The organism is Nocardia sp. NPDC056541 (genome assembly GCF_042794235.1).
Classification (GTDB): Bacteria; Actinomycetota; Actinomycetes; order Mycobacteriales; family Mycobacteriaceae; genus Nocardia.
This window is the reverse complement of the sequence record NZ_JBHTUD010000003.1, coordinates 217,283-234,807: the sequence shown is the minus strand read 5'-3', so window position 1 is coordinate 234,807 and position 17,525 is coordinate 217,283. Positions and strand designations below refer to the sequence as shown.

Below are 17,525 nucleotides of genomic sequence, written 5' to 3'. Positions count from 1 at the left end.
GGGCAGGTTTGCCCAGTGCGACCGCGCGGCAATCGGATTCAGGGTCGCGGTAACTGCCGAACTCGAGCCGCCTCGCGGGTGAGATGGTCGCGCTCGAGAACTGTGGTGGCCGCGCGGGCCGCTGCGGCGTACAGGGTCGCGGCCTCTTCGAGTTCGCCCGCTCGTTCGAGTAGGTAGGCCCGGGATGCGCTGTGGCGCGGTAGTTCCGGGTCGAGATCCGCGAGGGCGGCCAGCCCTGCTCGGGGGCCGTCGGCCTCACCGACCGCGACCGCGCGATTCAGGCGCACCACCGGGCTGTCGGTGAGAAGCAGTAGTTCGTCGTACCACTCCACGATCTGTATCCAGTCCGTTTCGGCGGTGCTCGGGGCGTCCGCGTGCAGGGCCGCGATCGCGGCTTGGGCCTGGTATTCGCCCAGGCGGTCACGCGCCAGTGCGGCTTGCAGGATCGTCACGCCCTCGGCGATAAGGTTTGTGTCCCACCGGGATCGGTCCTGTGCGGCCAGCGAGATCAAGCGCCCGCCCTCGATGCGCGACGCACGGCGGGCGTGGTGCAGCAGCATCAGCGCGAGCAGCCCCGAGACCTCGGGTTCGCCGGTCGAGGCGGCGAGCTGACGGGTGAGGCGGATGGCTTCGGCGGCCAGATCGATATCGCCGCTGTAGCCCTCGTTGAAGACGAGGTAGAGCACCCGCAGCACCGTTGCCGGATCGCTGGGACGGTCCAGCGGTAAGCCCGTGATCCGCTTCTTGGCCCGGCTGATCCGTTGCGCCATAGTCGATTCCGGAACCAGGTAGGCCGTCGCGATCTGCCGGGTCGTCAGGCCGCCGACCGCGCGCAAGGTCAGCGCGACGGCCGAGCCCGGCGACAGCGAGGGATGCGCGCACAGGAAATACAGCCACAGCGTGTCGTCCGTGGCGGGCACCGGACCGGCTTCGGGCTCGGCATCGACCGCGAATTCTCGCCCACGCCGGGATGTTTCGGCCCGTGTCGCATCGATGAACTTCCGCCAGGCGACGGCGACGAGCCAGCCCTTCGCGTCGCGCGGTGGATCGTCGGGCCAGGTTTCCAGCGCCCGGATCAGCGCCTCCTGCACCGCGTCCTCGGCCGCCGCGAACCCGGCCCCGCGGCGGACGAGGATTGCGATCACCGCGGGGACGAGTTCGCGCAGTAGCGCGTCGTTCATTCGGTCACCGTGGGCAACTCTGTGTAGAACGGCCGCAGTTCGAGCCATTCCTGCACCGGCTTTCCACCTGCGCCCGGTGCCGCCGACAGCTCCCCGGCGAGTTCGAGCGCCCGGTCATAGGTCTCGACATCGATGACCATCCACCCGGCGATCAGGTCCTTGGTCTCCGCGAACGGCCCGTCGGTGACCGGCGGGCGACCCTCGCCGTCCGAGCGGACCCACGTGCCCTGGGTGGACAGTGCCTGACCGTCGACGAACTCGCCGGTCGATCGCAATCGATCGGCGAAATCCACCATGTACTGCACATGCGCGGACACCTCGTCCGCCGTCCACTGATCCATCGGCGCGTCGTTGACCGATGCGGGCGCGCCACGGTAGTGCTTGAGCAGCAGGTACTTGGCCATGATGTTCTCCTCGGTTGGTGTTCTGTGTGGGTTGTACCCCTGGGACGGAGCCACCCACGCGTTCTTGACATCGGCGGCACAAGAATCCCGGCCGATTATTTTCGCCGTGAGTGAACGGCGCCACCTGCAGGAACAAACCGCCGGGGGTCCATGTTGAGTCAGCAAAGCTCAACTTTGGAAGGGTCGACATGACTTCAGCTCAGAACCTGCCGGTGCTGTTCCTGACCGATCCGATCGTGCTGCCGGGCATGGTCGTGCCCATCGAACTGGACGAATCCGCGCAGGCCGCCATCGATGCCGCCCAGGCGGCCAAAACCGGTTCGGTGCTGGTCGCGCCGCGCCTCGACGAGGGCTACGCGTCCTACGGCGTCGTCGCCACCATCGAACAGGTCGGCCGGATGCGCGGTGGCGCGCCCGCGGCCGTGTTGAAGGCCGAGCGCCGCGCCCGGATCGGGCACGGTGTCACCGGGCCGGGAGCCGCGCTGTGGGTGGAGGCCGAACTCGTCGAGGCGGTCGAGCCCGACGAGCGGACCACCGAGCTCGCCGCCGAGTACAAGAAGCTGGTCGTCGCCGTGCTGCAGCGGCGTGAGGCCTGGCAGATCATCGACATCGTCAACCAGCTCGACGACGTAGAGGCCATCGCCGACACCGCGGGCTACGCGCCGTACCTGTCCGACGACCAGAAGCGCGAACTGCTCGAGACCCCCGATGTAGCGGTGCGGCTGACCAAGCAGATCGACTGGATCAAGGACCACATCGCCGAGGTGGAGGTCACCGACAAGATCTCCGAAGACGTCCGCGACGGCATGGAGAAGAGTCAGCGCGAGTTCCTGCTGCGTCAGCAGCTCAACGCCATCCGCAAGGAACTCGGCGAGGACGAACCCGACGGCGCCGACGATTACCGCACTCGCGTGGAGAACGCGGACCTGCCCGAGAACGTGCGCGCGGAGGCGCTGCGCGAGGTCGGCCGGTTGGAGCGCGCCAGCGACCAGAGCCCGGAATCCGGCTGGATCCGTACCTGGCTCGACACCGTGCTCGATCTGCCGTGGACGGTGAAAACCGAGGACAGCACCGATGTCTCGGCCGCGCGAGCGGTGCTCGACGCCGATCACCACGGCCTCGACGAGGTGAAGGACCGGATGGTCGAGTACCTGGCGGTGCGTTCGCGGCGGGCCGCGCGCGGTCTCGAGGTCGTGGGCGGACGCGGGTCCGGCGCGGTGCTCGTGCTGGTGGGTCCCCCCGGTGTCGGTAAGACCTCGCTGGGTGAATCGGTCGCCAAGGCGCTGGGCCGCAAGTTCGTTCGCGTCGCCCTCGGCGGCGTGCGCGACGAGGCCGAGATCCGTGGCCACCGCCGCACCTACGTCGGCGCGCTGCCGGGCCGGATCGTGCGTGCGGTGAAGGAGGCGGGTTCGATGAATCCCGTTGTCCTGCTGGACGAGATCGACAAGGTCGGCTCCGACTTCCGTGGTGATCCGGCGGCGGCTCTGCTCGAGGTCCTCGACCCCGCGCAGAACCACACCTTCCGCGACCACTACCTGGACCTGGACCTCGACCTGTCGAATGTCCTGTTCATCGCGACCGCCAACGTCATGGACACCATCCCCGGTCCCCTGCTGGACCGTATGGAGCTCATCACCGTCGACGGTTACACCGAGGCCGACAAGGTGGCGATCGCGCGCGACTTCCTGGTTCCCCGCCAGCTGGAGCGCAACGCGCTGACCGCGGAAGAAGTGTCGATCACCGACGCGGCCCTGCGCGAGATCGCGGCGAACTACACCCGGGAGGCGGGTGTGCGTCAAATGGAGCGCCTGGTGGCAAAAGCCTTGCGCAAGGCGGCAACTCGCCTGGTCACAGGCGACCCCGCGAGCGTCGGCGACGCTGCCGTGGACGCCCCGCTCGTCGACAAGGGCGCGCTGGGCGAGGGCGCGGTGCTCGGGTACGACCCCGAACTCGGCTACGACAACGTCATCGACATCGCGGCCGGTCCGCAGCCGGTCGGTCAGGTGACGAGCCTGGTGGTCGACCTCGACAACCTCACCGACTACCTCGGGCGTCCCCGCTTCACCCCGGACTCGATGGAGCGCACCTCCGTCCCGGGCGTGGCGACCGGCCTCGCGGTGACCGGTGCGGGCGGCGATGTCCTCTACATCGAGGCCAACGGCGCCGAGGGCGAGCGTTCGCTCACCCTCACCGGCCAGCTCGGTGACGTGATGAAGGAATCCGCTCAGATCGCCCTCACCTACGTCCGCTCGCACCTGGAGGAAATCGGTATCGAGCCGAAGGTCCTCGACCGCAACATCCACATCCACTTCCCCGCGGGTGCGGTCCCCAAGGACGGCCCTTCGGCGGGCGTCACCATGGTCACCGCCCTGGTGTCGCTGGCCCTCGGTCGCCCGGTCCGCGGCGATGTGGGGATGACCGGCGAGGTCACCCTGAACGGCAGTGTCCTGCCGATCGGCGGCGTGAAGCAGAAGCTGCTCGCCGCCCAGCGAGCCGGCCTGAAGACCGTCTTCATCCCGGCCCGCAACGAACCGGACCTGGACGAAGTCCCGGCGGAAGTACTGGCCGCCCTGAACGTCCGCCCCGTCGCCGACGTGGCAGACATCCTGGCCTACGCGATCGAGCCGATCGCCGAACCCGCCGCCGACGGCAAGACCTTCGCCGTCAGCGCCTGATCCCCGCTGTCAACGGGCCGTGCACAGCTGTGTACGGCCCGTTGACGTGTCCGGCTAGCGGCTGACGGTCGGCGGCAGCATCGGGCCTGCGACGGTGACTACGGCGAGTTGGTCGGTGTCGTAGTTGTCCTGGTCGTCGAGGTCGTCGAGGTCGTCGAGGTCGTCGTCGAGATCGTCGTCGTCGAAACCGTCCGCGTCTTCCTCGGTGGTGGGGGCGAGGTCCTTCTCGACGCGGCGAGTGGTGCCCTGGGCGACCGCGCAGAGGACAGGTTCCTCGCCCTCGGTCTCGGCGTAGACGTCGCAGTGGGTGACGGCCTGGCGGCGGGTGGCGCCAAGGACGGTGGCGTGCACGCGCAGGCGCTCGCCCTGGGCAGGGCGCAGGTAGGTGATGGTGAAGCCGCCGGTGAGGACGTTGGGGCCCAGGACGGTACCCGCGGCGAAGGTGAGGGCGTTGTCGGCGGCGTAGGCGAGCACCCCGCCGTGCACGAAGCCGAACTGCTGGCCGTGTTCTGGCTGGATGTCGATGATGAGAGTGGCTGCGCCCTCACCGAATTCGGTGAGCTCGGTGCCGACCAGACGGGCGAACGGCTGCGCGGCTAGTACCTGGCGCGCCAGGTCGAGGTCGAGGGTGGAAGCTTCGGTCGGCATCGGGTGTTCCGTTCTTCGAGTTGCGTGGCCCTGCATGGTGACTATTCGGTGCCGTCGGCCCGCAGTGTCGCCCACGCGGCGGCGGCGAGCTCGGGGGCGACATCGGTTGGCGCGGTACGGATATTGCCACCAAGCCATTGGCGGGAGTATTCCTGTGCCGCACCGAGCCACAGCGCGTAGACGAGATCGAGTTCCAGGTCACGCACCGCGCCGTATCCCGCGTGCGTGCGCCACCACCGCCGGACGGCCGTGAGGAACTCCACATTGCGCTCGCTCTCGCGGGCCCCGGGCGGCCGCGAACCCGTGAGAACCGTTGCGCGGTATTGATGTTCGTGCACCCAGTGCAGGTGCGCGCGCACCCCGGCCTCGACGCCGGTCCGCGCGTCGGGACTGTCGGCGACGGCATTCCAGAAGTGTTGCTGGTAGTCGGTGAGCGCGGCCACCCAGACCTGCCGATAGAGGTCGGACTTGTCCGGAAAGTGGTGGTACAGCGCGCCGACGCTGGCATCGGCGGCGGCGCGGATATCGCTCAGCGTGGCATCGAGCACGCCGTGTTCGGCGAACTGCCGCTCCGCGGCGAGCAACAACCGATCTCGCATCTCCATATACAGAATTTAGTTCTGTCCGGCTGACGTGGCAAGAGCCGATCTGTCGGTGCGATGCGGTAAGACGGAACTGTGCCCCGGTGGCTCCTGCATGTGGATCTCGACCAGTTCCAGGCGGCGGTGGAATTCCGGCGTCGCCCTGAGCTGCGCGGCCGGCCGGTGATCGTCGGCGGCGAGGGCGATCCCGCGCAGCCCCGCAAGGTCGTGACCTGCGCGTCTTATCCCGCGCGGGCCTACGGCGTGCGTGCGGGGATGGCGTTGAGAATGGCGCAGCGCAAGTGCCCGGAGGGCGTTTTCCTGCCGGTCGACATGGCCGCCTACGAGGTGGCCTCCGAAGAGATCATGGCGACGCTGGGCCGGGTGGCCGGCGCGGTCGAGGTGTGGGGGATGGACGAGGCGTTCGTCGCCACCGACGGCGATCCGTGGCAGCTGGCCGCCGAAATCCGCACCGCCATCATCGAACTCGGCCTCACGTGCGCGGTCGGCATCGGCGACAACAAGCTCACCGCGAAGCTCGCCACCGGTTTCGCCAAGTCCACCGGCAAGACCTCCGCCGAACCCGAGCACGACCCCGGCGCCGCCACCGGCATCTTCGAGCTCACCGCCGCCAATTGGACCGAACTCATGGGCCACCGCCCCACCGACGCGCTCTGGGGCGTCGGTGCCCGCATCGCCCACCGCCTGGCCGACCTCGACATCACCACGGTCGCCGATCTCATGTCCGCCGACCGCGCGCGTCTGGCCGCCGAGTTCGGCCCGAGCACCGGCCCCTACCTGTGGGTCCTCGGCCACGGCAAAGGCGACACCGAACTCTCGACCACCCCACGAATCCCCGTGGGCCGCAGCAAGTCCGAGACCTTCCCGCACGACCTCACCGATCCCGGCGAAATCCGCCGCGAGGTCGCCCGCATCGCCACCGAGGTCGCCGAGGAGATGCGCGAACACCACCGCGTCAGCACCCGGGTCTCGGTCACCGTCCGCACGAAAACCTTCTATACCCGCAGCAAACAGCAAAAACTCCCCACCCCCACCGACGACATCACCACCATCACCGACACTGCCTTGGCGATCATCGACCGCTTCGACCTGGACCGCCCGATCCGCCTCCTCGGCGTCCGACTGGAACTCCTCCCGCCCTGACGTGGGTCCTCCCCCGAGGTCTCGCGAACTCGTATGCTCGGGCAATGGAGTTTTCTGCGATGGTGGCCCGTGAATCCGATGGTGGGATCGTTCTCGCTCGTGAAACGGTGGGAGACGACTTCCTCGGTAGCGGCGAGGTGACGATCAAGGTTCATTACTCGAGCGCGAACTACAAAGATCTGCTGGCGATCACGCCGCGCGGTGGGGTGGTGCGCAACTATCCGATCGTGCCGGGCATCGACCTCACCGGTGAGGTGATCGCCTCGGAGATCGATGACTTCTCCCCCGGCGATCAGGTCATCGCCCATGGCTACGACCTGGGCGTTTCGCGCAACGGTGGCTTTGCCGAATACACCAAGGTGCCTGCCGAATGGGTGGTGAAGCTCGACGGCCTCGACACCCGCGACGCCGCCACCATCGGCACCGCGGGCTTCACCGCCGCCCTGAGCGTGCAGGCCCTGCTCGACCACGGCCTGACCCCCGACGACGGCGCCGTCCTGGTCACCGGCGCGACCGGCGGCGTCGGCACCGTGGCCATCGACATCCTCTCCGGCCTCGGCTTCGAGGTGATCGCTTCCACCGGCAAGACCGACGCGAACGACCTGCTGGCCGAGCTCGGCGCCAACGAGGTCATCGGCCGGCTGCCCCTCGACCCCGATGCCAAGCCGCGCCCGCTCAACAAGGCCAACTGGGCGTCGGCGGTGGACAGCGTCGGCGGCGCGTCGCTGGCCCACGTCCTCAGCGCCATCGGTTACGGCGGGGCGGTAGCGGCCAGCGGCCTCACCGGCGGCGCCGAGCTTCCCACCACCGTGCTCCCGTTCATCCTGCGCGGTGTCAGCCTGCTCGGCATCGACTCGGTCCAGCTCCCGATCGAGAAGCGCCGCGCACTGTGGACGGCACTGGGCAAACAGCTTCGACCCCAGCATCTGTCGACGATCGAGTCCTTCGCACCGATCACCGAGGTCGGCACCGTCCTGCAGTCGATCAAGGACGGCACCCACTCCGGGCGCACCGTGATCGGCGTGGCCAACGAGTTCTGAGCCCGCCAGAAATTCGCCACACGACGACGTTACGGAGATTGTAATACTGTAACGAGCATGATGCTCCGCTCAGACGGCACCACGATCACCGACGAGTCCGCGATCGCGCTGGCCGCGTCCATTCGCGCCCGCGAGGTCAGCGTCCGCGCGGTGATCGATGCCCACATCGCCGTGCTGGAACGTTTCGCGCCCGCCACGAACGCCGTGGTGGTGGACTGCTACGACACCGCGCGGGCACAGGCCGACGCCGCCGACGCCCACCTCGCGACCGGGCCGGAGCACCTGCCGCCGCTGTTCGGCGTCCCGATCACCGTCAAGGAGTCCTTGGCGGTCGCGGGCCTGCCCAACACGGCGGGCGTCGTGGCTCGGCGGCACCTGCGGCCCACCGCGAATGCCACGGTGGTGCAACGAGTTCTGGACGCGGGTGCGATCGTGCTCGGGCTGACCAACACCGCCGAGGGGTGCATGTGGCTCGAGTCGACGAACCGGGTCTACGGGCGAACCAGCAACGTGCACGACCGGACACGGACGGCGGGCGGGTCGTCGGGCGGTGAGGGCGCCGCCGTCGGCAGCGGCGGCTCCCCGCTCGGCCTGGCCACCGATACCCTCGGCTCGATCCGGGTTCCCGCCTTCTGCAACGGCGTCTTCGGGCACCGCCCGTCGACCGGCCTGCTCCCGACCACCGGTGCGTGGCCACCACCGTTCGGCGTGGCCGCCCTGTGCTCCAACGGGGTCATCGCCCGCCGTGCGGCCGATCTCATGCCGCTGCTGCGGATCATGGCCGGCCCCGACGGGACCGATCCCCTGGTCCGCGCGGCCACCCTCGGCGATCCGGCGACGACCTCGATGCGGGGTGTGCCCGTCGTGCTGCTCGACGGAACCTTCGCCCCCGGCTTCGGTCGCGAGGTGCTGGCCGCGCGCGACCGCGCCGCCGCCGCGCTCACCGAGGCGGGCGCCGAGGTCACCCGGGTACCGATGCGTTCGCTGCGGACGATCGGGCTCTTCGCCACGATCGTGCTGGCCGAGGAGACCGGGATCAGCTTCGCCGAGATCATGCGCGGCGAGGGCGCCGACATCCTCGCGCCGCGACAACTCACCGCCCTGCGCGGCGACCACACCCTCGCCACCCGCCTCCTCGCGCTCGGCGAGCTGATCGCGGCCCGGCTACCCACCCGGGTGGCCCGGCGCATCACCGCCGCCGCACACCGCACTGCCGCCGAGATCACCGAGATCATCGGTGACGGATTGCTCCTGCATCCGACCCTGAGCACGGTCGCGCCCCGTCACGGCCGCACCACCGGCCGCCTGTGGCGCACGAACACGGTCGCACCGTTCAGCCTCGCCGGGCTCCCCGTCACCCAGGTGCCGCTCGGCCGCAGCACCCACGGTCTGCCACTCGGGGTACAGGTGGTCGCGGGACCCAACCGCGATCACCTCTCGATCGCCGCGGCCCTCACTCTCGAGAAGGCGTTCGGCGGCTGGGTCCGCCCGCGGGGCTGACCACTCCCCCTCCGGGTGTGCTCACGTGCTCGGGAGCAACGCCATCGCCGCGCGGTATCGACGGCTCGGCCGGAAAGGACGCCGGGAACAGTTCGCCGGCGGGACGGCGTAGGTAGTCGCGCTCGGTGTAGGCCGCACGCATCCGGTCGAACAGTGACTGCGCCCGCCGGGTCATCGCAGGCAGGTCGATGCCGGGAATTACCCCGTCGCGCAGAGTGATCCGCCCGGCGACCATGGAGAAATCCGCCGCGCGCCCGGTGCTGTTCATGCACAGGGTCCGGATCGGATCGTCGAGGACGCCGTCGCGCGGGTCGTCGAGGCGGAAGGCGACCAGGTCGGCGGTCGCCCCCACCGCGATCGTGCCCAGGTCCGGTCGGTGCAGCGCTTCGGCACCGCCGAGCGTCGCCGCCGAGACGTAGTCGCCGTAGGTGGCCGCGTCGAGCCGCGATGCCAGCACCTTGGCCAAGGTGACGCCGATGTCGATGCCGCGCACCAGATCCGGCGGAAAAGAGTCGGTGCCGAGGGCGATGCGCACGCCCGCTGCCCGGTACCGATCGAAACTGTCGAGCGCCGATCCGTGTCTGGCCGAGGTGAGCGGGCAGTGCACGATCGATGCTCCCGACGCCGCGAGCGTGCCGAGATCGTCATCGGTATCGGCATCCACGTGCGGGTTCGAGTCGATGTAGATCCCGTGAGGGATGAGCAGATTCGGCCCGAGGAGACCGGTCCGCTCGAGCACGGCCAGCGGTGACATACCGAACCGCTCGATCACGAACGCGCGTTCGTGCAGCCCTTGGAGCGCGTGCAGGCGGACCAGCGCGCCGGTCGCCGCGGCCAGCGCGGCGGTCCGGTGCAGCAGATCCTCGGACAGCGTCTCGATCCGGCACGGGAGCAGCGTCCCGTGGACCAGATCGGTGTCCTGCGCCGAGGCCCACTCCAGGAACCGCGCCGCACCCTCGAACCCGTCGAGCCCGAGTTCTTCGTTCCAGTAGATGGACCGCGAGCCGTCGTCGTCGACCACGTTGACCCCGGATCGGTACGCGGGCCCGAGGTACACCCGCAGGCCCAGACGTTGTGCGGATTCGGCCATCGCCACGGCGTCGGAGTAGGTCTCCGCCCAATCGCTGTGTACCTCCGACGCGATCGGCATCGCCGTCGTCACCCCGTGCAGCAGCAGCTGGACGAACCCGTACTCACGGATGAACGCCCGCTCCTCGGCGTCGAACACCGCGCGCCGCCGCTGTGTGGCGTACTCGCGCGACCATTGCAAACCGAGGCCGAGCTCGCGCGACTGCCACGAATCCAGGATCGTGTGGTCGATGTCGGTGAGCGCGTCGAGGTCGATGAGCCCGGGCATCAAGATCGCGTCCCCGAGCTCGATCACCTCGTCGACGGTCTCCAGACCGCGCGGACCGGCGGCGACGATGCGCGAATCCTCCACCACCACTTCGCCATCGGTGAGCATCACGTGGCCGCCGACGATCCCCGACGCGAGCACATGGCGTGCTCGAATACCGCGCCGCATCTCAGCTCCTCCCCCTGCCCCAACGACCGGGAATCTCGAATCCGTCCAGTGCCGTATCGACGGAAACGACACTGCCCCGGTGGATTACAGTGCGCTCGGCCGGGCGGTCCATCACAGCCGAAGTCGGGCTGGCCGCGTCGACGAGGAAGAACTCGGCCGGGTCACCGACCTCGAAACCTGGATGCGGCTCGCTCCGGCCGAGCGGGCGCAGACTGCGGTCGAGCACGCTCGCACCACCCCAACTGGCCACGGCGAGAGCGTGTTCCACGTGCTCGTCGGATCCGAACCCGTTGACGAACGCCAGTTGCCAGGCGCGGTCGAGCATGTCGCCGTTGCCGTAGGGCGACCAGTAGTCCCGCTGACCGTCCATCCCGACCCCGACGCGCACACCGGCCGCGGCCAGGTCGAGCAACGGCAACGCCCAACCCTGCGCGCCCGCCGCGTGGGTGAGGGCGATGTCGAGCTCCGCCAGCTGCTCGATCGCCGCAGGCACAGCGGGCAGCCCACCGGCCAGGCATCGGGCATGGGAGATGGTCGCCAGACCGGTCATCCCGAGCGCCCGCACCCGTTCGATGATCAGCGACAGGGTGAACAGCCCCAGCTCACCCGCTTCGTGCAGGTGGATGTCGACGCCGACCTGATGCTTGTCGGCCAGCCCGAACACCGCGTCGAGATGTCGCACCGGATCGCGGTCGAGTTCGCACGGATCCATCCCGCCGACCAGGTCGGCCCCGGCCGACAGTGCCGCGTCCATGAGGTCGACGACGCCGGGCTCGAGCAGGATTCCGACCTGCGGGAACGCCACGATCTCCACGTCGCACACGTCGTCGTAGCGTTCCCGCGCCGCGAGTTCGCCTTCGAGCTTGGTGAGCCCGGAATCGGCGTCCACCTGGGCGTGACTGCGAATCCTGGTGGCCCCGTTGGCCACTGCCACCGCGAGGGTGAACGAGGCACGTTCGGCCACGGAACGTTCCGCCGACCGCCAGTGCTCGCGATCGTTCATGATCCGGCCCCACCGTCCCGGCATCCCGGTCTGGGCACGGAACGGCAGCCCGAGCCTGCTCGAGTCGAGATGCAGGTGCACATCCGACAGTGCGGGCAGGATCAACCGGCCCGCGCCGTCGACGAGCTCGCCGGCGGGCACCGGCGGACCGGTGGCCGCGGATACCGCGGCCACCGTGCCGTTCTCGATCAGCAGGTCCACCGGCGGGCCGCCCCAGGGGCGAACATCGGTGATCAACAGCGAATCACCCACGCGCTCAGTCCTTGCCGAAGGTCGCGGCGTCGACGGTGATCATCCCGTCCGCCCGCGGCTTCCAGTTCAGCGCCGGGTCCACCGCGTAGCTGGCATCGGGGGTGTAGAGGCCGAGCAGCAGCGCCTTGGAATCGTTGAGGGTGAACAGATCTCGGTAGACATCGATCCTGGCCTGTCCGGCGACGGTCCGGGTCTTGGCGACCAGGGCCTGGGTTTCCGGCAGCATCGCGTAGTCGTTCCACTGCCCGCCGAACATCGAGGCGATCGGGGCGTCGCCGTCCATGGTGGACGGTGCGTAGGTGTTGAGGTAGATGCCGGTGGCGGCCTTCTTCGTGTAGATCATCTGGGAATGGCTGCTCTGATCGGTGCCGTGCAGGGTGATGGTGATGCCGACTTCGGCAAGGTTCGCCTGGATCGACTGGGCGATCTCGGAGCTCAGCGGGATGCGTCCGTTCGTCGCGTACTGGAAGGGGATCGGCGTGCCGTTGTAGCCCGCCGCGGCCAGCAGCTGCTCGGCCCGGGCCGTATCACGCACCGGCGCGGGATATTTCGGGTCGTAGCCGCCGACGTTCTTGGCGACCAGTTGGCTGTCGACCGTCGCGCGGCCCGCGAGCAGACTCTTGACGATGGCGTCCCGGTCGATCGACAGTGCGATCGCCTCGCGTACCCGCTGGTCGGCCAGCGGACCCGCCGTGGCGTTCATGCCGAGGAAGGTGACGCCGTTGGAGACCCGCGACTCGATGTGCACACTCTTCGAACCATCCACGGCGGCAACCTGATTGGGTGCGATCAAGGCCACATCGAGACTGCCGGACTGAACACCGTTGAGTCGGGCGTCGGCGTCGGCCACCGTCTTGAAGGTCACGGTCTCCAGTGCGGCCTTGTCGCCCCAGTAGTTCGGATTGCGCTTGACGACGTATTCGACGCCGCGCGTGTAGTGGTCGAACACGAACGGCCCCGAGCCGACCGGTGCGGCCGCGAATCCCGCGGAACCGAGCTTGGTGTAAACACTTTCGGGCACGATCGAGACGCCGGTGGTGATGGTCGGCCACGCGGAGAAGGGGGCGTTGAGGCTGAACACCACGGTATTGCCGGGACCGGCGGCGGCGGAGGTGAACATCTCCATATAGGTGGCCGGATCGCCGTTGGGTGTCGCCTTGATCTGGTTGTAGGTGAACGCGACATCGGAGGCTTTCACCGGTTCGCCGTTGTGGAACTTCGCGTCCTCACGAATCGTGAACGTCCACTGGGTGAAATCGGTGTTGTGCTCCCACGAGGTCGCGAGCTTCGGGCCGATCACGCCTTCCGCGTCGAATCGGGCGAGCTGGTCGAAGGTCGCGAAGTAGTAGTTGTAGCCTGCCAGCGAACCGTCGCTGATCGGGTCCGGCACGTCCGTCGGTTCGGTGACCGTGCCGACCACGAGGGTCTTCGTGGACGCGGTGTCGGTGCCCGCGGGTGCGCAGGCACTCAGGGTGACGGTGGAGAACGCGAGGATCGCGAGTCCGGTAGCCACACTGCGGGTGATCGGTCTCATGGGTTTCCTAATCTTTCGTGGAGCGGGGAAGTGGATGCAGGCACGCCGCGACATGCCCGGCGGGCCCGAGCGGCTCGAGTTCCGGTATGCGCGTAGCGCATTCGCCGGTCGCCGATGGGCAGCGGGTGCGGAAGGTGCAGCCGCTCGGTGGATTCGCGGCATCGGGGAGTTCGCCGCGGATCAGCGTCGAGGTGTCGCGGCGGTGTTGATGGGGGTCGGGAACGGGAGCCGAGGCGATCAGCGCGCGCGTGTACGGATGCCGGGGACTGGTGAACACGTCCTCGGTGGCGCCGATCTCGACGAGCTTGCCCAGATGCATCACCGCGACCCGGTCCGACAGGTGCCGCACGACCGAGAGATCGTGGGCGATGAACAGATACGACAGGCCGAGCTGTTCTTGCAGGTCTTGGAGCAGGTTGATCACCTGGGCCTGTACCGAGGCGTCGAGCGCGGACACCGGTTCGTCGAGCACCAGCACCTCCGGCCTCGGCGCGAGCGCCCTGGCGATCCCGAGCCGTTGCCGCTGTCCGCCGGAGAACTCGGCCGGGCGCCGGTCGAGCGCGTCCGGTCCGAGCCCGACCTGGTCGAGCAGTCCGAGCACGCGGGCGCGGGAGTAACCGCCCGCGATCCGGAGCGGTTCGGCGATGATGTCGTGCGCGCTCATTCGCGGGTCGAGGGAGGAGTACGGGTCCTGGAACACCAGCTGCACCCGGTTGCGCAGCGCCCTGCGCGCGGCCGGTCGCAGGGCGGCCAGGTCGTGGCCGAGGATGCGCACCGAACCCGCGGTCGGGGTGTTGATGCCGAAGATCGTGCGGACCAGCGTGGACTTCCCGCCACCGGATTCGCCGACCAGGCCGAAGGTTTCACCGCGTACGACCCCGAAGCTCACGCCGTCGAGGGCTCGCAGTCTGCGCTTGCCGGTGAGGCCGCGCCTGCTGGTGAAGCTCACCTCGAGGCCGTCGACCCGGATCACTTCCTCTGCGGTATCGATCACGGTCATGCCGAAATGTCCTCTCGGAGAGGGGCGGCGAGCGCGGGCGGGCAGGCGAGCGCGCGACCGTCGCCGGTGGCGACGAGAGGTGGTGGGGCTGTGTCGCATTCGCGGCTCTTGCCCGCGAACTCGCAACGCGGGGCGAACCCGCACCCGGCCGGACGTTTCGTCGGTGACGGTGGCGAGCCGGGGATGGCGTAGGCGCGGCCCGCGCCCGCCTGCCCGAGCAGACTGCCTTGCAGGCCACGGGTGTACGGGTGGGCGGCGTCGTCGAAGATCTGCCACACCGTGCCGGTCTCGACCACCCGGCCCGCGTACATGATCGCCACCCGATCGGCGTACTGGGCGACCAACCCGAGATCATGGGTGATCAACACCATCGCCGCGCCGCTGCGGGCGCGGGCCTGTGCCAGCACCTCCATGAGCTGGGCCTGGATGGTCACGTCGAGCGCGGTGGTCGGCTCGTCGGCGATGAGCACCGCCGGATCGTTGGCCATCGCCATGGCGATCACCGCGCGCTGGCGCATACCGCCGGACCACTGGTGGGGATAGGCGCGCGCCCGCTCGGCAGGTTGTGGGATACCCACGGAGGCAAGGAGTTCGACTACGCGCTGCTTGCGTTTCCTTGCGTCGAGCCGCTGATGCACCGCCAGCGCGCGACCGATCTGCGTGCCGACCCGGCGCACCGGATTGAGGGTGGTCATCGGGTCCTGGAAGACCATGCCGAGTTCGGCGCCCCGCAGGCGGCGCAGGGTTTCGTCGTCGGCGCCGACGAGTTCGTCGCCGCGGAAACGCACGCTGCCCGAGAAGATCGTCAATGCCGGGGGGAGCAGGCCGAGGGCGGCGAGCATCGTCACCGACTTGCCCGATCCGGATTCGCCGACGAGACAGAGCACCTCGCCCTCCTCCAGGCGCAGGCTCACCCCGTCGACGAGCACCACACGGTCGCCCGTGGCTGTCTCGTAGCCGACGGTGAGATCGGTGATCTCCAGCAATGGGCTCATGCCACAACCTCTTTCGCGAGAGCGCTGCGGCGAGCGCGTGGTGCCCGCCGAACTCGGCGCAACCCCTGGCCTTCATCGGTGAATCGCCGGCTGGCCAACAGGGTTCCGCCGATCACCAGCAGCAGTGCCACCGCCGGAACGATCGTCAGATAGGGCGCCTGGCGCAGGTACTTCTGTCCGTCGGTGATCATCAATCCCCAACTGGGAGTGGGTGGTTGCACGCCGAGGCCGAGATAGTCGAACGACGAGATCATGATCAGCACATTGCCGAGATCGGCGGTCGCCAGAATCAGCACAGGGACCGTGACGTGCCCGACGACGTGCTTGCGCATCACCCAGCCAGAGCGCGCGCCGAGCAGTTTCGGCGCGATCACGAAATCGCGACCGGACAGCCCGAGCGCGACCGAGCGCGCCACCCTGGCATAGCCGACCCAGAAGGTGACGCCGAGGATCGTCGCCATCAGCGCGGTACTCGGCCCGCGTATCGCCGACACCGCCATGATCACCAGCGTCATCGGGACCGCGAGCTGCACATCGGCGACACCCATCAGCACGCTGTCGGTGACACCGCGGAAATAGCCCGACACGGTGCCGACCGTCATGCCGATCACCGCGTTGACCAGCACGATCACCAGGACCAACCCGAGTGTGATCCGTCCGGCCAGCGCCAGCCTGCTCGCCAGATCGCGACCGAGCGAATCGGTTCCGAGCGGGTAGTTCCCGGTGGTGAACGGCGCGGAGAACGCGGCCGCGAGGTCCTGCCCGTAGGGGTCGTAACCGGGGAAGAGGGGATACAGCAGGGAGAACAGCACGACTGCGAGGATCATGGCGACGCCCGCGATCGTGGCGTAGTCGCGGGGACGGATCATCGGACTCTCGCTCTCGGATCGATGACGCCGTAGAGGACGTCGATCCCGAAGTTGACGATCACGAAGATGGTCGCGATCACCACCAGCCCGGACTGGACCACCGGAAAGTCCCGGTTGAACACCGCGTCGAGCATCAACGTGCCCAAACCGGGCCAGGCGAAGACGTTTTCGACGATCACCAGCCCACCGAGCAGCGTGCCGAGTGTGATTCCGGAGATGGTGAGCACCGGAAGCAGCGCGTTCGGCAGCACATCGCGCAGGAGCACCGAGGATCTGCGCTCGCCGCGCGCGTACGCGGTGCGCACATAGTCCTGGGAGCTCTCGGCGACCAGCGAATTGTCCAGCAGCCGTGAGTAGACGACGAACTGCGCGGTGGCGATGGTGAGGGCGGGCATGATGATCGCGAGCGGGTCGGCACCGGCGAGCGAGGGCAACCAGCCGAGCGTCACCGAGAACACCAGCACCAGCAGCAGCCCGAACAGGAAGTCCGGCACCGCCAGTCGCGCCGCGCCGACACCGAGCGCTACCCCGCGTAGCGACCAGCGGCCGCTCAGGTGGATGGCGAGCACCACGGCGAAGGCGAGTGCGAGACCGATCGCGAAGCCCGCGACACCGAGTTGGAGCGAAGCGGGCAGGCGTTGCAGGACCAGTGTCATCGACGAGGTGCCGGTCTGCTGGTACGAGTCACCGAAATCGCCGGACAGTACGCCGGTCACGTAGTCGAAGTACTGGGTCAGTGGCGGTTTGTCGAAGCCGAGTTCGGCTTCCAGCGCCGCGATGTCGGCCTCGCTCGCCGTTTCCGGCAGGAGAGAGGCCACGGGACTTCCGGTCGATCTGCCGAGCAGGAACGCCAGCGAGATGACGGCGAACACGGTGATCACCGCCTGGATGAGGCGGCGGATCAGATAGACGGCCAACACTGATCCTCTCTGTGTGCCGAGAATGTCATTCGGTATACAGAATTGGATTCCCGTGTATCCCCATTGTGTTCCGAAAGTTTCGGGTCCGTGAATGATTTCGATGCTGCCAACCGGCAGAAATGCCTTCGTCAAGGGCCATACTCGACCCGCGGGGCAGGCTGGTTTGCAGGTGGTCTGAGGTGGAAAAAGATATATTTGGTCTACCGGATTGAATTCGGTAGGTCCGCCGCTAGA

The 17,525-nt window shown here is 68.5% G+C and carries 14 protein-coding genes and 1 pseudogene; 4 read left to right on the top strand and 11 right to left on the bottom strand.

Annotated elements, in window-relative coordinates; genetic code table 11:
- Positions 1-38: 38 nt before the first annotated feature.
- Together ACFQ9R_RS06590 and ACFQ9R_RS06585 are read right to left on the bottom strand one after the other, a co-directional pair.
- Positions 39-1,181, bottom strand: a complete 1,143-nt coding sequence (locus tag ACFQ9R_RS06590) for an RNA polymerase sigma factor (RefSeq protein WP_378989312.1) — start codon at positions 1,179-1,181, stop codon at positions 39-41.
- Positions 1,178-1,585, bottom strand: a complete 408-nt coding sequence (locus ACFQ9R_RS06585) for a YciI family protein (protein ID WP_378989311.1) — start codon at positions 1,583-1,585, stop codon at positions 1,178-1,180. Before ACFQ9R_RS06585 ends, ACFQ9R_RS06590 begins: the two co-directional genes overlap by 4 nt.
- Before the next feature lie 188 nt (positions 1,586-1,773).
- Here ACFQ9R_RS06585 and lon point away from each other — a divergent pair, with 188 nt between their 5' ends.
- Positions 1,774-4,260 carry an endopeptidase La gene (lon, locus tag ACFQ9R_RS06580; RefSeq protein WP_378989310.1) on the top strand — a complete coding sequence of 829 codons (2,487 nt, stop codon included), beginning with the start codon at positions 1,774-1,776 and terminating at the stop codon, positions 4,258-4,260.
- Positions 4,261-4,500: 240 nt separating this feature from the next.
- Here lon and ACFQ9R_RS06575 read toward each other — a convergent pair.
- A pseudogene (locus tag ACFQ9R_RS06575) lies at positions 4,501-4,908 on the bottom strand (PaaI family thioesterase); the annotation flags it as partial.
- A gap of 41 nt (positions 4,909-4,949) precedes the next feature.
- Positions 4,950-5,513 (bottom strand): TetR/AcrR family transcriptional regulator, encoded by a 564-nt coding sequence (locus ACFQ9R_RS06570; protein WP_378989309.1) that lies wholly within the window; start codon positions 5,511-5,513, stop codon positions 4,950-4,952.
- Between the two features lie 72 nt (positions 5,514-5,585).
- Between ACFQ9R_RS06570 and ACFQ9R_RS06565 the strand changes: the two genes are divergently transcribed.
- Genes ACFQ9R_RS06565 through ACFQ9R_RS06555 form a run of 3 tightly spaced genes read left to right on the top strand, consistent with a single transcriptional unit; the run spans position 5,586 to position 9,193 of the window.
- Positions 5,586-6,653 (top strand): DNA polymerase IV, encoded by a 1,068-nt coding sequence (locus ACFQ9R_RS06565; RefSeq protein WP_378989308.1) that lies wholly within the window; start codon positions 5,586-5,588, stop codon positions 6,651-6,653.
- Between the two features lie 44 nt (positions 6,654-6,697).
- Positions 6,698-7,693, top strand: a complete 996-nt coding sequence (locus ACFQ9R_RS06560) for an acryloyl-CoA reductase (RefSeq protein ID WP_378989307.1) — start codon at positions 6,698-6,700, stop codon at positions 7,691-7,693.
- Positions 7,694-7,750: 57 nt separating this feature from the next.
- Positions 7,751-9,193 carry an amidase gene (locus ACFQ9R_RS06555; RefSeq protein WP_378989306.1) on the top strand — a complete coding sequence of 481 codons (1,443 nt, stop codon included), beginning with the start codon at positions 7,751-7,753 and terminating at the stop codon, positions 9,191-9,193.
- Here ACFQ9R_RS06555 and ACFQ9R_RS06550 read toward each other — a convergent pair.
- The 7 genes from ACFQ9R_RS06550 to ACFQ9R_RS06520 are packed head-to-tail and all read right to left on the bottom strand — an operon-like array spanning position 9,147 to position 17,288.
- Entirely contained in the window at positions 9,147-10,718 is a 1,572-nt protein-coding gene (locus tag ACFQ9R_RS06550; protein WP_378989305.1) for a chlorohydrolase family protein, read from the bottom strand. The genes ACFQ9R_RS06555 and ACFQ9R_RS06550 overlap by 47 nt on opposite strands.
- A gap of 1 nt (position 10,719) precedes the next feature.
- Positions 10,720-11,973 carry an amidohydrolase family protein gene (locus tag ACFQ9R_RS06545; RefSeq protein ID WP_378989304.1) on the bottom strand — a complete coding sequence of 418 codons (1,254 nt, stop codon included), beginning with the start codon at positions 11,971-11,973 and terminating at the stop codon, positions 10,720-10,722.
- A gap of 4 nt (positions 11,974-11,977) precedes the next feature.
- A complete protein-coding gene (locus tag ACFQ9R_RS06540; RefSeq protein ID WP_378989303.1) occupies positions 11,978-13,507 on the bottom strand; it encodes an ABC transporter substrate-binding protein in 1,530 nt (509 codons plus the stop codon).
- Between the two features lie 7 nt (positions 13,508-13,514).
- A complete protein-coding gene (locus ACFQ9R_RS06535; RefSeq protein WP_378989302.1) occupies positions 13,515-14,507 on the bottom strand; it encodes an ABC transporter ATP-binding protein in 993 nt (330 codons plus the stop codon).
- Positions 14,504-15,502, bottom strand: coding sequence for an ABC transporter ATP-binding protein (locus tag ACFQ9R_RS06530; RefSeq protein ID WP_378989301.1), 999 nt, complete (start codon positions 15,500-15,502; stop codon positions 14,504-14,506). The genes ACFQ9R_RS06535 and ACFQ9R_RS06530 overlap by 4 nt, the downstream gene beginning before the upstream one ends.
- Entirely contained in the window at positions 15,499-16,371 is an 873-nt protein-coding gene (locus ACFQ9R_RS06525) for an ABC transporter permease (RefSeq protein ID WP_378989300.1), read from the bottom strand. The genes ACFQ9R_RS06530 and ACFQ9R_RS06525 overlap by 4 nt, the downstream gene beginning before the upstream one ends.
- Complete coding sequence (locus ACFQ9R_RS06520; protein WP_378989299.1) at positions 16,368-17,288, bottom strand: ABC transporter permease; 921 nt, start codon at positions 17,286-17,288, stop codon at positions 16,368-16,370. Before ACFQ9R_RS06520 ends, ACFQ9R_RS06525 begins: the two co-directional genes overlap by 4 nt.
- Between the last annotated feature and the right edge of the window lie 237 nt (positions 17,289-17,525).

Excerpts from the sequence above, each read along its gene's own strand:
- ACFQ9R_RS06590 (WP_378989312.1), bottom strand. The coding sequence starts at position 1,181 with ATGAACGACGCGCTACTGCGCGAACTCGTCCCCGCGGTGATCGCAATC.
- ACFQ9R_RS06585 (WP_378989311.1), bottom strand. The coding sequence starts at position 1,585 with ATGGCCAAGTACCTGCTGCTCAAGCACTACCGTGGCGCGCCCGCATCG.
- lon (WP_378989310.1), top strand. The coding sequence starts at position 1,774 with ATGACTTCAGCTCAGAACCTGCCGGTGCTGTTCCTGACCGATCCGATC.
- ACFQ9R_RS06570 (WP_378989309.1), bottom strand. The coding sequence starts at position 5,513 with ATGGAGATGCGAGATCGGTTGTTGCTCGCCGCGGAGCGGCAGTTCGCC.
- ACFQ9R_RS06560 (WP_378989307.1), top strand. The coding sequence starts at position 6,698 with ATGGAGTTTTCTGCGATGGTGGCCCGTGAATCCGATGGTGGGATCGTT.
- ACFQ9R_RS06555 (WP_378989306.1), top strand. The coding sequence starts at position 7,751 with ATGATGCTCCGCTCAGACGGCACCACGATCACCGACGAGTCCGCGATC.
- ACFQ9R_RS06550 (WP_378989305.1), bottom strand. The coding sequence starts at position 10,718 with ATGCGGCGCGGTATTCGAGCACGCCATGTGCTCGCGTCGGGGATCGTC.
- ACFQ9R_RS06540 (WP_378989303.1), bottom strand. The coding sequence starts at position 13,507 with ATGAGACCGATCACCCGCAGTGTGGCTACCGGACTCGCGATCCTCGCG.
- ACFQ9R_RS06535 (WP_378989302.1), bottom strand. The coding sequence starts at position 14,507 with ATGACCGTGATCGATACCGCAGAGGAAGTGATCCGGGTCGACGGCCTC.
- ACFQ9R_RS06530 (WP_378989301.1), bottom strand. The coding sequence starts at position 15,502 with ATGAGCCCATTGCTGGAGATCACCGATCTCACCGTCGGCTACGAGACA.
- ACFQ9R_RS06525 (WP_378989300.1), bottom strand. The coding sequence starts at position 16,371 with ATGATCCGTCCCCGCGACTACGCCACGATCGCGGGCGTCGCCATGATC.